Below are 13,120 nucleotides of genomic sequence, written 5' to 3'. Positions count from 1 at the left end.
GGTTGGCGAACATTACAATAAAGGGTATTATACACGGGCGTTGAAAGTCGTATAATTCCAATCTGGTTTCATAAACGCTACAATTCAATTGTTAAGGTGTTGACACGTGATGAAAGTTTTATCGAATGTACAAGACGCATTCTTTCCCTTATCCCCGCAGAACGATCCATGGGACCCGATTACGTCCTTGAACCGCTACGGCCGGCATCGTCTGACGAGCGTCGAGATGACGGTATCGAACCTGTGCAATATGCGCTGCGAGCACTGCGCGGTCGGCGATACGCTCGTGCTCCGCGAACCGGAGAAGCTGCCGTTGGATCTGATGCTGCGCCGGCTGGACGAAGTGGAGCATCTGCAGACGATCAGCATAACCGGCGGCGAGCCGTCGTTCGCGGACCGTACCGTTCGCGAGTATATCATCCCGCTCTTGAAATACGCCCGCAGCCGGGGCGTTCGCTCCCAGATCAATTCGAACGTGACGCTCGACTACGGCCGCTACGAAGCGATCGCGCCTTATTTGGACGTCATGCATATCTCGTTCAATTACACGAACGCGGACGATTTCCACGAGGTCGGATTCGCCAAGAGCGGCCATCCGGTTCCGCGGGAGGCGGCGGCGCGGATGTACGAGCGGATGATCGACAACACGCGGCGGCTGACCGAAGGCGGACTGCTCGTCTCCGCGGAGTCGATGATTAACTATCGGACGCATACGAAAATAGTCGAGATTCACAAACTAATCATGGAAATGGGCTGCCAGCGCCACGAAGTGCACCCGATGTATCCGAGCGCGTTCGCGGCGAATTTGCCGGTGCTCAGCGGCGAGGATATGCGCCGGGCGATCACCGATCTGCTGGATCATCGCGACACGTCGGTCTGGATGCTCTTCGGCACGCTTCCCTTCTTCCATTGCAGCGACAACGAGGCGGACCGTGAGCTGCTGCGGCGGCTGGCGTCGGAGCCGAACGTCACCGTGCGCAACGATCCGGACGGCCGCAACCGCCTGAACGTCAATTTGTTCACGGGCGACGTATTCGTGACCGACTTCGCTGACGTGCCTTCCTTCGGTAACGTGCAGCGCGACCGGCTGGGCGACCTGTTCGACCGCTGGCTCGGCGATTCCCTCGCGGCAAGCGTCGGCTGCCATTGCCCGCAAGCTTCCTGCTGCGGACCGAACCTGCTCGTGAAGGACATGTATTATAAGGACGTCGATTTCACGAAGCGCCGGGCGGTTATGTATTAAGAAAAGGCGGGAGAGAGGAGCGGATTTACGGCCGTGCATACCGAATTTCATCTCGGACCTATCGTATTCAATCTGCTGCTCGTCATGTTGCTCGTCGTGCTTAACGGGCTGTTCGTCGCTGCCGAATTCGCGCTCGTCAAAGTGCGTTCGACGCGGCTGAAGCAACTGGCAAGCGAAGGCAACGCCCGCGCCCGTTACGCGCTCAAAGTGAACGGCAAGCTCGACGCCTATTTGTCCGCGACGCAGCTTGGCATCACGCTCGCCTCGCTTGGATTAGGGTGGGTCGGGGAGCCGGCGATTTCGGAGCTGATCGTGGAACCGCTCTTTTATCGGCTGGGCATGTCGGATGAAGGACTGATAACGACTGTATCGGTTATCATCGGCTTCGTGGTCATTACGTTCCTCCACATCGTGCTCGGGGAGCTCGCGCCCAAGTCGCTGGCGATCCGCAAGTCGGAGGAGACCTCGCTGTGGCTGTCCGTTCCGCTGCTCTGGTTCTATCGGCTGTTCCTCCCGGCCATCTTCGTCCTGAACGGAACCGCGAACCGGCTGCTGCGCTGGGTCGGCATCGCGCCCGCCAGCGAGCATGATTCCGCGCATACGGAGGAAGAGATCCGCATTCTGATGGACCAAAGCACCAAGAGCGGTATCATCGATAAGGACGAGATGACGCTGTTCGATAATATATTCGAATTCTCGGACCGGCTGGCCCGCGAGGTCATGCTGCCGCGCACGGATATGGACTGCCTCAATACGGAGATGCCGTTCGCCGAGAACATGAAGCTGGTCTACGAGAAGAAGCATACCCGGTTTCCGGTGTGCGTCGACGACAAGGATCAGATTATCGGATTTGTCCATATTACGGACTTGTTAATGGCCGATCCGGACGAAGATCACGAGCTCGAGAAATTCGTCCGGCCGATTCTGAACGTGCCGGAATCGATGGAGATCAGCCATGTGTTGAAAATGATGCAGCGCAAGCATTCCCAGCTCGCCATCGTGGTTGACGAATACGGCGGCACGGCGGGGATGCTGACGACCGAGCTGATCTTGGAGGAAATCGTCGGGGAAATCCATGATGAGTTCGATACCGAAGGACCGAGCATCGTCGTCAGCGGCGAGGTGACGTCGGTGGATGGCCGGACGCTGATCGAAGACGTCAACGGGATGTTCGAGCTGCATATCGAAGACGAGGACGTCGACACGATTGGCGGATGGCTGTTCACGAAGCTGGAAGGCAATCCGGTCAAGGGGAAGAAAATCATTCACGACGGTTATATTTTCGAAGTAGCCGAAAGTGTTAAGCTGCGCGTGCTCCGCGTACATATTTACAAGCAGCCGAAGCTTCGGGTCGTAGAAGCTCCCTCGGGTGAATCAGAGGGATTGGGGAGATAGATAGAGGGGGAACCGGACCAATGTCCTTGAAACAAGTATTGACCGCCGCGGCAGGACTCATTTTTCTTTACCTCCTGTTCACGGTGGGCGCGCCTTTCCTGCTTGCCTTGCTGGTGGCAATCTTCTTAGAGCCGCTCAACCGGTTGTTCATGGGGAAATTCCGGTTGAATCGTCTGGCGGCGGCCGTTATCTCGTGCACGCTGTTCACCGTCCTGCTGATCGGCTTGTTCATCGGCATCGGCGTCAAGCTGTTCGCGGAAGTGATCGCGTTCTGGGACAAAGCGCCGCGGGTGGTCGGCGAAGCGAACACGTACATCCAAACGACGATCGACAGTGCCAAAGAACTGTACGCTCACATGCCGCCGGATGCGGCGAGTCAACTAGAGAGCACGCTTAAAGGATTGTCCAACTCGCTGGTGAACGTGGTGGCGAACATCTCGCACTCGTTCGTCGGCTTCGCCAAAGGTATTCCGGGCATGTTTATATTCTTTATCGTCTTTCTCGTCGCGGTGTACTTGTTCGCATTCAGCCTCCCGTCGCTCAAGTCGTCGTTCCTTTCCATTTTCGACGAACGCTCGCGGGGCCAGGTGGAACAGGTGCTTGAGAATTTGCGCAAATCGGTGCTCGGGTTTATCCGCTCGCAGCTCATTCTGAGCGCGATGACCTATGTGATCACGTTGATCGGCCTGCTAATTCTGGGGCTCAAATACCCGCTTGCCATCGCGCTGCTCGTCGTGATCGTCGACATTCTGCCGATTCTCGGGACCGGATCGGTGCTCGTGCCGTGGGCGGGCTATCTGCTCCTGACCAACCATAGCTTCGAGGGAGCGGGCTTGCTCATTCTGTTCGTCGTCATCACCGTCTTCCGCCGGATCGTCGAGCCGAAGGTGCTGGGCGACGCGGTCGGGATCGGGGCGCTGCCGGCGCTCATTAGTTTGTATGTCGGGTTTAAGCTCGTCGGGGTGATCGGCGTGTTTCTCGGACCGCTCGTCGTCATCGTCTACATGGCGGCGCGGAAGGCGGGATTGTTCCAAACGAAAATCAAACTGGACTGACGTCCGATCGTCAAAGCCTGCATTCGCGTAAGCGGATGCAGGCTTTTTTTGCATTGCGCAAAGGCAATGAGTAAGAGGCGCCGACGGCGGCGCTGGACAAACCTGTCTTATTACCCGGGAAATTGCCGAAAAAACGAACAAGAAAGCTACCGGCGCCGCATATACATGAGCGAGGATGGAGTCTGCACCCCAGAGGAGGTTTAACGGTGAGCGCCAACAATCAGCTTCGCGAGTGGTATCCGTTCGTCGGGCCGTTCGATCCGTGTCCGCCGATCATTGTTAAGACGTACGTCGTGCCGCCGAATCAGTATATTCCATATCAACCGATGAACTTGCCGCAATTCCCGCTCGATCAGGCCTTAAAGCTCGGCACGCTGTGGCCTGCGCTGTTCAGTCCGTATGAATCCAAATGCGCGACGGGAGGACCGAGGCCATGAGCGAGAAGCAGCTGGACGCGAACTATTATGCGAAGCTTCTTGAGCTTCAGCAGCTGGATTTTGCCCTCGTCGAATTGACCCTGTACTTGGACACCCATCCCAACGACATGCAGGCGGTAACGCAGTATAACCAGCTGGCCCAGAAGCGGCAGCAATGCGCGTATCAATATGAGCTCCAATACGGGCCGCTCATGCATTTCGGACACAGCTATTCCAAGTTCCCGTGGCAGTGGTCGGAAAGTCCTTGGCCTTGGCAGGTATAAGCGGTCTAGTTCGAATCGAGACGGGATCGTACTTAAAGGAGGCAGAAGAGACGCATGTGGGTATACGAAAAAAAGCTGCAATATCCGGTAAGGGTGAGCAAATGCGATCCGCGCATGGCGAAATTTCTGCTTGAGCAGTACGGCGGCGCCGACGGCGAGCTCGCCGCCGCGCTGCGCTACTTAAACCAGCGGTATACGATCCCGGATAAAGTGATCGGGCTGCTGAACGATATCGGGACCGAGGAATTCGCACACCTCGAGATGATCGCGACGATGATCTACAAGCTGACGAAGGACGCGACGGTCGAGCAGCTGGAAGCGGCGGGACTCGGCGCGAACTACGCGCAGCGTGACCATGCGATGTTCTATGTGAACGCGGAAGGCGTGCCGTGGACGGCGGCCTATATTCAGGCCAAAGGCGATCCGCTGGCCGACCTTTACGAGGATATCGCGGCGGAAGAGAAAGCGCGGGCGACGTACCAGTGGCTGATCGACATGACCGACGACGTGGACCTGCAGGACGGGCTGAAATTTTTGCGGGAGCGGGAAGTCGTACATGCGATGCGGTTCAAGGAAGCGGTGGAGATCATTAAGGCGGACCGGGACGCGAAGAAGGTGTTCTAGCGTTAGATGCAAAAAAACAGGGAGCGCCCGCGCTTATCCATCCGGATTTGCGCCGCGGTCCCTGTTTGTCGTGGATTTAGTTGGTTGACATGGCGAGCGTGAGCCCCGTCAGCGTCACGGTGTAGAGCAGCGAGAACCAAAGCACGGCCGTGCGCTTCCATTGCATAACGGAGCGAGGACGATGGGCCCCGCGAACCGGATGATCGAGCGAGGCCGTCAGCTCGGCGACGAGCGCGTGGCGCAAGCCGTACGAATAGACGAGCAGGCTGGCGACGAACACGATGAAATGAGCCATCGCAAGCGACGTGAGGGCCGCCATGGCGATCACGTTGACGACGAGGACGACGGAGTAGTACGTGGTGCGCGCTTCATAATAGACCTTCGCTTTATCTAACACAAGGATGGCTCCTCTCCGGATTTCCGTTTGGTTGCCCTTATCGTAGCACAAGGGAAACCGCCGCAAAGCCGAGGGGAATGAACGTTTTTTGAACGCGGCCGCAAAGTTCGCCGGTCTGTAACAATTGGACATGCTTTCGAGCTTGGTCGCGCGGTGAAACCTTCGCGAGCTCCCCGTCGTCTAGGATGTAGCTAAAGCACGACGATGGAAAGCGGGGAAGCACGAAGATGGCAGCACAACTCCCTCCGGCGGGAACGCGCGCGCAAGCCGCCATGCAGGCGAAAAGCATGCAGCGCCGCATGCGCAAACGCCGGTCGATTAAAGTTTTCTTATACGTTGCGACCTTCCTAATGCTGGTCGCGGCATCGGGCCTCGGATGGTTGTTTCTAACGCCGTCCGGCACTAATTTACGGTATTTGGCCGCCGATTCGCTTATCATCACGCAGCATCGGCATTGGGCGAAATATATCATCGGGCAAGCCGAGCTGGACAAGCGGGTCGCGGAGAAAAAAGCGGTCGAGGAGCAGATGGGGGTCGAGGTGGACACGCATGAAATCGTGCGGCCCGCGGTGGCGGAGACGGTAGCGGATACCGTGACAAAGCCGCTCGTCGAGATCGAGGAGATCTCCGGAACAGGCTTCAAGGGTCATGTCATGATCGTGAACGACCCGACGAAGATCCGCCTCGGCGTACCGGCCAAGCAGGGTCGGGGAGAGCGGGTGCGCAGCATGGTCGAGCGTACGGGCGCGGTCGCCGGGGTCAACGCGGGCGGGTTCGCGGACCCGAATTGGCAGGGCAACGGGTTCCAGCCGATCGGCGTCGTCATCTCGCGCGGCGAAATCTTCTACAGCGACTTGGGCAAGAAAACGACGACGCAGATCGTCGGGCTCGACTACAACGGCAAAATGATCGCGGGCCGTTACACGCTGCAGGAGATGAAAGACTTGAACGTGCGCGAAGCGGTCTCGTTCCAGCCGCGGCTCATCGTCAATGGCAAAGAGCTCATCAAGAACGCCAAGGACGGGTGGGGCATTGCGCCTCGCACGGCGATGGGCCAGCGAGCGGATGGGGCGATCATCTTCGTCGTCATCGACGGCCGCCAGCCGGGGCACAGCATCGGCGCGAACCTGTACGACGTGCAAAGTATTATGCTCGAGCATGGCGCCGTCATCGCGGCCAACCTCGACGGCGGCTCGTCCACCGTGCTCGTCAAGGACGACAAGGTGTTAAACCGTCCGTCTACCAAGAGCGAAGAGGGCCGCTACCTGCCGACCGCGTTCCTGGTCTTCGACGATCCCGAGTCGGTCGATATGCCGAACGTGTGGGCGGGACTTCGGCCGGGGGACATTGATGCGGGTAAATGGTGAATGCCAAGCGCTCCCGATCGGAAGCATGGCATTCGCCTAATGGTAAACGACCAAAGCCTCCCCATTGGGAGGGGGCGTTTATCTAATGGTGAATGCCAAGCGCTCCCGATCGGAAGCATGGCATTCGCCTAATGGTAAGCACCGCTCCCTGCATTCGCATTGCGTCCCCCACCCCTTTCCAGTATCATAGGTGCAGATATGAAAGGGGAGAAGCATACCATGGAGCAAACGCCACGCCTGCCGGAGCCGCAGGCGCTTATTTTCGATATGGACGGCACGCTGTTCGAGACCGACACGCTGCTGCGCGGCGTGCACGAGCGAATCTTCGATACGCTGCGCGAGGAAGGACTCTACCTGGAACCGACGCCGCCGGTGGAGAAGCTGCTTGGCTGCCTGGGCATGCTGCTTGAGGACATATGGAAGAACCTGATGCCGGGCAGCACGGAGGCGGCCCGTCTGCGCGCAGACGTCCTCATGCTTCAGTATGAGCTGGAAGGATTGGAGGCCGGAGAGGGCTCGCTCTATCCGCATGTCGCGGACGTGCTGCGCGAGCTCAAGGCGCGCGGCCGCAAGCTGTTCGTCGCGAGCAACGGTCTCGAGCATTATGTGAAGGGCGTCGCGGAGCATCAAGGCATCCTGGAGCTGTTCGACGGCGTCTACAGCGCCGGCGAGTACAAGACGGCGACGAAGGTGGACCTGGTCGCACGGCTGCTCCAGGACCATGGCCTTGAATCCGCGTGGATGGTCGGCGACCGCTCCTCCGACGTGGAAGCGGGCAAAGGCAACGGCCTGCCCGTCATCGGCTGCGCGTACGCGGTCTACGGCCGGCCGGACGAGTTGTCCGGCGCCGACGTGCTGATCCGCGATTTCCGCGAGCTGCTGACGCTCTAGCGGCTTTCCTCGCTTCGCCCGGCAGCCCTGCCGAAAACAGCGAAAAACCGGTTCTCAACGAGAACCGGTTTTTTTGCCGTTGTGACGTTTAAGGGCGGCTGCCGAAGCTTTGCGCTGCTGTTTCTGCTCATACAGCCATAAGGCGAACTCGAGCGGACGCGTGACCGCTTTCTGGTACGTATCTTTGTCGCCGATTTGTTTGAACACTTCGCGGGCCGGCTTCGGATTGACCTCGATCAGCCATATATGTCCCCTCTTGTCGATGGCCAAGTCGAGGGCGAGCTCGCAGAGCCGGCCGTACGACGCTTCCAGATGGGCCGCGACTTCGAGGCTGAACCTCTCGGCCGCCGCTTTGGCCGTCTCTTCGGTCGCCTCGTCCTTGATCCACTGCCGCATCAAGTCGGTCATCGGAACCGCCTCGCCGCCGCCATGCAGATTCGAGGTAATGCTGCCGGAAGGACCGATGCGCCCCGCGCAGCCGGTCACCGTCCATACGCCGCTGCCGTCCTTCTGGACGAGCATGCGATAGTCATGCACGCGGCCGCTGGCCAGCTTGAGCTGGATGCCCTGCTGCACGAGATAGCGGTTTCCTTTCAGGTCCCAAGACGCGAGCCGCCCGTGCAGCGAAGAGAGCGGCACGCGCTGCGGCCGGATGATCTTCCGGTTGTGCTCCCGGCCCTGGATCAGATACGTGCCGTCCTTCTGCTTCTCGATGCGGAGTATGCCGCGCCCGCCGGTGCCGTTAATCGGCTTCAGGTAGACAAGCGGGTATTTGCGAATCAGCTTCGACAGATCGCTTTGTCCCTCGTACAACCGGGTTTCCGGCAATTGTTCGCGAAACCGGCTCTCCAGCCGCAGCGTCCGGTAAACCGTCCACTTGTTGCGAAGCATCCGGTTCAGGAAGGTCAGGTGCCCGTATTGCTTACGGAACACCTGAAGCCGCTCGAACCGGGGACTGCGCTGAATGCGGCAGCGGTCGTAGATCAGATTCGGAAACGCGCGCCACTCGCGATGCCACGCCTTTTGCTCAGGGTTGTAAATATGCGCATGAATGCGGTTTGTCTTGTAGTTGACGTCATCTGGCGTAAAGACGAATACGTCCAGCCCCAGCTGCTGTCCGGCTAGCGTCATTTTTCTATAGACGGGCCGTTCTTCCAACAGACCGGCGTCGTTGAGATAGAGGGTCAATATACCGAGCACGGGTTGGGCCATGGGAATCCTCCTTGGGTCAATTGCGCGAACGGCCGTACTCGAAGCGCAGCGTCGGCTTGCCGGTCGGCCCGCGCTGCAGCGCGACCGCGGTCATCCCGGCCTTGAAGCACATCTGCATGCTGGAGGCGTTGTCGGCCGCGACCGTGCAGGACAGGCGCCCGTACCGTACGCACAGCGCGCGAAGCAGGGCGCAGCCAATGCCGCGCCCGCGCAGATCGTCGCGCACGACGACGATGCAGGCGCGCTCGCCCTGCGCAAGCGCAAAGGCGAAGCCCGCCAGCTCGCCGTCCTCGGTAGCGACGGCGATGCCGGCATCTACGTCTTCTTCGGGATCGAGCGCGCGAAGCTTGGCGATGGCGGAGGCGGTGATCCGCTTATCGCCATGGCGTCCGGCGAAGGCGACCAGCTTCGCCAGAATGGGCGCCCAGCGCTCGGGCGCGAGCAGCAGCACCTTCATCTCTACCGCCTCCTTTTCACTCGAGCCTATCGCTTGCCGCCGGCGCGAATCAGGTAACGGCCGTATTGGAAGATCCGGTCGAGCGACTGCTTCCGAATGTCCGGCTCATCGAATTTCATCGGCTTCGCGTTGGCTTCGAAGAACCAGATGCTGCCGGACTGGTCGATGCCCAGATCCATCGACATCTCGGCATGGTTCATGCCCGCGCCGCGTTCGATTTGCTTGGCGATGACCAGCGCCGCTTGTTTGGCTCTCGTATAAATCCTACGCGCCTCTTCTTGGCCAAATACGCTGACGAGCAGCTTCTCGGGGTCCTCGATGCTTCCCCCGCGCGGGACATGCGTCGTAATGCTGAGTGAACCGGCGACGCGCGCGCCGATGCCGGTAATGTCCCATTGCCCGCGGATGTTTTTCTGCGCAAGGACGCGCAGATCGAAGCGGCGAGTTTGGAACGAGGCGAGCGGAATGCCTTGCTGCGCGATATAGCGTTCTCCCGCGCTTTCTCGTTTCACCCGCGTCCAAAGTTTGCCGATCGTATCGCAATTGTAGGTGATGCTCTTTCGCTTGGCCTGGATCTGCAGCCGGAAGGGCAGCGTCTTCTCGGGTCGGACCTTGATTGTCATAATCCCTTTGCCGGCTTTCCCGCTGACTGGCTTCAAGTAGAGATAGGGGTGCTCCCGCATCATGTCGCTGAGCGCTTCACGGCTAATCATCCGGCGTGTCGACGGGATATAGGGACGGGTAGCGGGTGCCTCGCGCAGCCATTTGAAGAGCGTCCATTTGTTAAAGAATTGCGGGTTGAACAGATGGACGCCCGGATGATTCAAGCATGCTTCGAGCTTTCGTCTGACAGAGGGCTGCAGTTCGTCCTCGCGGAGGGGGATCCGGTTGTAGATCAAATCGGGAAACGGAAACGTATGCGCGATCCACGTATCGGTCTTCTCATGGTACGTAAACCCGTTCAGCTGCCGGCGCGTCAGCTTCAATTGTTTCACCGTGACGACGTAGACGAGAAAGCCATGCTCGCGGCCGGCGCGGATCAAATCCGCGAAGTTGCTCCGATTGCCCCGGAACAGCTGGATGTCGTCCTCGATCGTCAGGATGGCGAGCACGGGCTGCCTGCCCAAGATTTCCGCCGCCTCCCCGGCCTCCTGGAGTTCAAGCTCCATCGGCTATTCCCTCCCTTTGAAGCGGGCCAAGTAGAGGCAATGCTCGATGATATGCGAGTACGAATCACGTCCTTGGCCGCGAAGCGCGGGATGTCCGAAGATGGACCGGCCAGGCTTGGCGTTCGCTTCGAACATCCAGATGGCGCCCTCCTTGTCAATCCCGATATCGAGTCCGAGCTCGCCCAGCGTATGCGGGAAGTTGCGCTCGATGGCCTGACACAGCTTAATGGAAACCTTCTTCGCTTTCTCCAGTATCTCGCCCGAACGGCTGCCGAACGTTTGGTTCAGCGCCTGATCCGGCGTCAGCAGCTGACCGCCGTTCTTGATATGGGTCGTGACGCTGCCTTTGCCGGCTTTCTTCGCGCCGATACCGACGGGCACCCATTCGTTCTTGCCGTTCTTGTGCATGTGGAAGCGGAAGTCGATCGGGCAGCCGTCGATTTCGATCAGCCGGATGCCCTGCTGGCAGACGTACTGGCTGAGGTTGGCGCCATGGCGGCCTTGAAGCATCCGCATTAAAGAGTTGAAGGTTGTAAAGCGGAGCAGCACATTGCTGCCATTCGACCGATAGCGCGCGAAATACCCGCGACTCGGATGGTACGTCAACCGGTAAATGCCGATACCCAAGCTGCCTGCAGTCGGTTTGAAGTAGACGAATTGATGATGCTCGAGCATCTCCTTGATTCTCTCCGGCTTCGGATGATTGACCGATTCGGGCAAATGCTCCAGCGCCTCGACGTCCTTGTCGAGCATTTTGTACACATCGGATTTGTTGAAGAAGCTCCAGTTGAAGAACGGAATTTTATTTCGAATGAACCGCTCGCGCAGGTTCACGATCGAAGTCGAAACTTCTGCCCGGCGGCTCGGCAGCCGATTATAGACGACGTCCGGCAGCGGCGCCGTTTTGCGGTACCAGCCGCCCTGCGCGTTCAGGAAATAGCCGTTGACGGTGCCTTGCTGCCAGTTGATGTCCCTCGGGGTGAAGGCGAAGATATACGCTTTGCTTTCGCCGGTGCGGATCAATTGGCGGATATAACCGGTGCGGCCGCCGAAAGGAGCGTTCGAAGCGCGTACGCCCGAATCGGTCAAAATGCCGACGAGCGGTCCGAGCTGAAACTCGCCTTCGGCCGGCTGCACGACCGAGATGCTGCCGGTCTTGGGGACGCGGATGCGCTCGCGCACGCCTGCGGACAAATAGACGTGATGACCTTGCTTGCGGATCGGCTTGAGCGCGGCGGTGATCGATTCGCTGCCGAGCTTGAGCTGAACGTTCTTCTTGCCGGATAGGTTAAGCGATTTAAGGAGCGAACCCGACAAGTGGATGACTTTATCGTTATGCGGTGAAAAGTGGACGTGACACGATGTCAAACTCATGGATGAACCTCCTGGATGCATCCCCGATAATCTCGGGCTTGCTGGGTGTAGGTGTAGCCGCGTGTAGACCGATGAGTGAACGACGACATAATAGGTGATTCTGCGGTTCGGCCGGTGCCGGCGAGCCGCAAGGCGGCTTGAAGCGGCCGCAGGATGGCGAGCCGGTAGATGGCTGGTTTACCGCGGAAGGACATTCGGCCCGGCTTGGCGTTCGCTTCAATCAGCCACAGCCGGCCGCTTGGCTCAAGGCCGAAATCGAGGCCCAGCTCGCAGAAGCGCCCGAAGCGCAGCTCCAGCGCGCGTGCGGCGCGCAGACTGAGCCGCGCCGTTCGCAGGAGCAGCCGGCGCGCCGCCGCCGCGCCGAATCGGGCGGCGAGCGTGGCCTCGGCGTCCTTGGCTTCGCCGCCGCCGTGCAAGTTGGATGTGACGCTGCCGGGCGCGCCTTCCCGCACCGCGATGCCGGTGATGCGCCAACGGCCGCGTTCGTCCTTCTGCGTCAGCGAGCGGATGTCGAAGCTCGCGCCAGCTTCGTTCCGAAGCGGCAAATACGGCTGCGCTATATAAGCGGCGCGAACGAAACGCTCGCACCAAGCCGCGCAGGCGGCGGCGTCGGCGAACGCGCGAACGATGTCCGCGTTCGCGAGCGTTCGCCCATGCGCCAGCCAGCCGTCTCCGTGGGCGTGCAGCGCGAGGGCGCCCCGTCCTTGGTATCCGGCGTCCGGCTTCAGGAACAAGCCGCCGGGGAAGCGGGCGATCAGCTTCTGCAGACCGGCCGCGCCCGTAAAAGCATATGTGGGCGGAAGTGCCGGCCGAAGCCGGAGATCGGCCCGCAGCGCCTCGTAGACGGCGAGTTTGCCGGGAAGGGAGCCGTTCAGCGGCGTGAACGTCTTCCGCTCGGACAGCTTCTCGAGCAGATCGGCCTTGGCTCGCCGCTCGGTGGGATTTGCGCCGATGGCCCGGTCATAGATCAGATCGGGCAGCGGACAGCGCATTCGCCTCCATCCGCCGTCTCGCAAGACGTAGCCGTTCCAATCCGCGTTCATGATTGCGGCGGCAGCCGGGTCCGCATGGACGACATAGATGTTCAAGCCGAGTTCGGCGCCCATTCGGCACAGGGCGCGGAAGAACCGGTCTTCGGGCAAGCGGCCGGGCGAATCATCGGGCTGCTCCTCGCTTGCGCGCGGAGGACTGGCGAGAATCGCCAGAACGGGCATCGCGTGGGCTTTCATCGGTGCT

The 13,120-nt window shown here is 59.8% G+C and carries 14 protein-coding genes; 8 read left to right on the top strand and 6 right to left on the bottom strand.

Annotated features, from left to right (window positions below):
• The first annotated feature begins 109 nt into the window (after positions 1-109).
• The 6 genes from yfkAB to ACFSKT_RS12965 all read left to right on the top strand — a co-directional run bounded on the left by yfkAB (position 110) and on the right by ACFSKT_RS12965 (position 5,017).
• Entirely contained in the window at positions 110-1,243 is a 1,134-nt protein-coding gene (yfkAB, locus tag ACFSKT_RS12990) for a radical SAM/CxCxxxxC motif protein YfkAB (RefSeq protein WP_377721424.1), read from the top strand.
• A gap of 84 nt (positions 1,244-1,327) precedes the next feature.
• Complete coding sequence (locus ACFSKT_RS12985) at positions 1,328-2,638, top strand: hemolysin family protein (protein ID WP_377721975.1); 1,311 nt, start codon at positions 1,328-1,330, stop codon at positions 2,636-2,638.
• 20 nt (positions 2,639-2,658) lie between these two features.
• Complete coding sequence (ytvI, locus tag ACFSKT_RS12980) at positions 2,659-3,693, top strand: sporulation integral membrane protein YtvI (RefSeq protein ID WP_377721423.1); 1,035 nt, start codon at positions 2,659-2,661, stop codon at positions 3,691-3,693.
• Positions 3,694-3,899: 206 nt separating this feature from the next.
• On the top strand, positions 3,900-4,130 hold the full coding sequence (locus tag ACFSKT_RS12975) for a spore coat associated protein CotJA (protein WP_377721422.1): 231 nt from the start codon (positions 3,900-3,902) through the stop codon (positions 4,128-4,130).
• Positions 4,127-4,393, top strand: coding sequence for a spore coat protein CotJB (locus tag ACFSKT_RS12970; protein ID WP_377721421.1), 267 nt, complete (start codon positions 4,127-4,129; stop codon positions 4,391-4,393). Before ACFSKT_RS12975 ends, ACFSKT_RS12970 begins: the two co-directional genes overlap by 4 nt.
• 54 nt (positions 4,394-4,447) lie before the next feature.
• Positions 4,448-5,017 carry a manganese catalase family protein gene (locus ACFSKT_RS12965; protein WP_377721420.1) on the top strand — a complete coding sequence of 190 codons (570 nt, stop codon included), beginning with the start codon at positions 4,448-4,450 and terminating at the stop codon, positions 5,015-5,017.
• 76 nt (positions 5,018-5,093) lie between these two features.
• Here ACFSKT_RS12965 and ACFSKT_RS12960 read toward each other — a convergent pair whose 3' ends face one another.
• Positions 5,094-5,414 (bottom strand): hypothetical protein, encoded by a 321-nt coding sequence (locus tag ACFSKT_RS12960; RefSeq protein ID WP_377721419.1) that lies wholly within the window; start codon positions 5,412-5,414, stop codon positions 5,094-5,096.
• A gap of 227 nt (positions 5,415-5,641) precedes the next feature.
• On the opposite strand from ACFSKT_RS12960, the gene ACFSKT_RS12955 reads away from it, so the two are divergent.
• Positions 5,642-6,781, top strand: a complete 1,140-nt coding sequence (locus tag ACFSKT_RS12955; protein ID WP_377721418.1) for a phosphodiester glycosidase family protein — start codon at positions 5,642-5,644, stop codon at positions 6,779-6,781.
• Positions 6,782-7,000: 219 nt separating this feature from the next.
• Entirely contained in the window at positions 7,001-7,672 is a 672-nt protein-coding gene (locus tag ACFSKT_RS12950) for an HAD family hydrolase (RefSeq protein WP_377721417.1), read from the top strand.
• Between the two features lie 54 nt (positions 7,673-7,726).
• On the opposite strand, the gene ACFSKT_RS12945 is transcribed toward ACFSKT_RS12950, so the two are convergent.
• Genes ACFSKT_RS12945 through ACFSKT_RS12925 form a run of 5 tightly spaced genes read right to left on the bottom strand, consistent with a single transcriptional unit; the run spans position 7,727 to position 13,113 of the window.
• A complete protein-coding gene (locus ACFSKT_RS12945; protein ID WP_377721416.1) occupies positions 7,727-8,884 on the bottom strand; it encodes a YheC/YheD family endospore coat-associated protein in 1,158 nt (385 codons plus the stop codon).
• A 16-nt stretch (positions 8,885-8,900) separates the two neighbouring features.
• Complete coding sequence (locus ACFSKT_RS12940; RefSeq protein WP_377721415.1) at positions 8,901-9,341, bottom strand: GNAT family N-acetyltransferase; 441 nt, start codon at positions 9,339-9,341, stop codon at positions 8,901-8,903.
• A 26-nt stretch (positions 9,342-9,367) separates the two neighbouring features.
• Positions 9,368-10,510 carry a YheC/YheD family endospore coat-associated protein gene (locus ACFSKT_RS12935; protein WP_377721414.1) on the bottom strand — a complete coding sequence of 381 codons (1,143 nt, stop codon included), beginning with the start codon at positions 10,508-10,510 and terminating at the stop codon, positions 9,368-9,370.
• 3 nt (positions 10,511-10,513) lie between these two features.
• The gene (locus tag ACFSKT_RS12930; RefSeq protein ID WP_377721413.1) at positions 10,514-11,884 is read right to left on the bottom strand and encodes a YheC/YheD family endospore coat-associated protein; all 1,371 of its coding nucleotides are present in this window, start codon (positions 11,882-11,884) and stop codon (positions 10,514-10,516) included.
• Complete coding sequence (locus tag ACFSKT_RS12925) at positions 11,881-13,113, bottom strand: YheC/YheD family endospore coat-associated protein (protein ID WP_377721412.1); 1,233 nt, start codon at positions 13,111-13,113, stop codon at positions 11,881-11,883. The genes ACFSKT_RS12930 and ACFSKT_RS12925 overlap by 4 nt, the downstream gene beginning before the upstream one ends.
• Positions 13,114-13,120: the final 7 nt, after the last annotated feature.

Origin of the sequence: Paenibacillus xanthanilyticus (assembly GCF_042682185.1) — a bacterium.
Lineage (GTDB): Bacteria > Bacillota > Bacilli > Paenibacillales > Paenibacillaceae > Paenibacillus_Z > Paenibacillus_Z xanthanilyticus.
Note: the sequence above shows the minus strand (reverse complement) of the source record. Positions and strands in the feature narration are given on the sequence as shown.

Bases quoted from the DNA above. Each gene is read 5' to 3' on its own strand.
- yfkAB (WP_377721424.1), top strand. From the start codon at position 110: ATGAAAGTTTTATCGAATGTACAAGACGCATTCTTTCCCTTATCCCCG.
- ACFSKT_RS12985 (WP_377721975.1), top strand. From the start codon at position 1,328: ATGTTGCTCGTCGTGCTTAACGGGCTGTTCGTCGCTGCCGAATTCGCG.
- ytvI (WP_377721423.1), top strand. From the start codon at position 2,659: ATGTCCTTGAAACAAGTATTGACCGCCGCGGCAGGACTCATTTTTCTT.
- ACFSKT_RS12970 (WP_377721421.1), top strand. From the start codon at position 4,127: ATGAGCGAGAAGCAGCTGGACGCGAACTATTATGCGAAGCTTCTTGAG.
- ACFSKT_RS12965 (WP_377721420.1), top strand. From the start codon at position 4,448: ATGTGGGTATACGAAAAAAAGCTGCAATATCCGGTAAGGGTGAGCAAA.
- ACFSKT_RS12955 (WP_377721418.1), top strand. From the start codon at position 5,642: ATGGCAGCACAACTCCCTCCGGCGGGAACGCGCGCGCAAGCCGCCATG.
- ACFSKT_RS12950 (WP_377721417.1), top strand. From the start codon at position 7,001: ATGGAGCAAACGCCACGCCTGCCGGAGCCGCAGGCGCTTATTTTCGAT.
- ACFSKT_RS12945 (WP_377721416.1), bottom strand. From the start codon at position 8,884: ATGGCCCAACCCGTGCTCGGTATATTGACCCTCTATCTCAACGACGCC.
- ACFSKT_RS12940 (WP_377721415.1), bottom strand. From the start codon at position 9,341: ATGAAGGTGCTGCTGCTCGCGCCCGAGCGCTGGGCGCCCATTCTGGCG.
- ACFSKT_RS12935 (WP_377721414.1), bottom strand. From the start codon at position 10,510: ATGGAGCTTGAACTCCAGGAGGCCGGGGAGGCGGCGGAAATCTTGGGC.
- ACFSKT_RS12930 (WP_377721413.1), bottom strand. From the start codon at position 11,884: ATGAGTTTGACATCGTGTCACGTCCACTTTTCACCGCATAACGATAAA.
- ACFSKT_RS12925 (WP_377721412.1), bottom strand. From the start codon at position 13,113: ATGAAAGCCCACGCGATGCCCGTTCTGGCGATTCTCGCCAGTCCTCCG.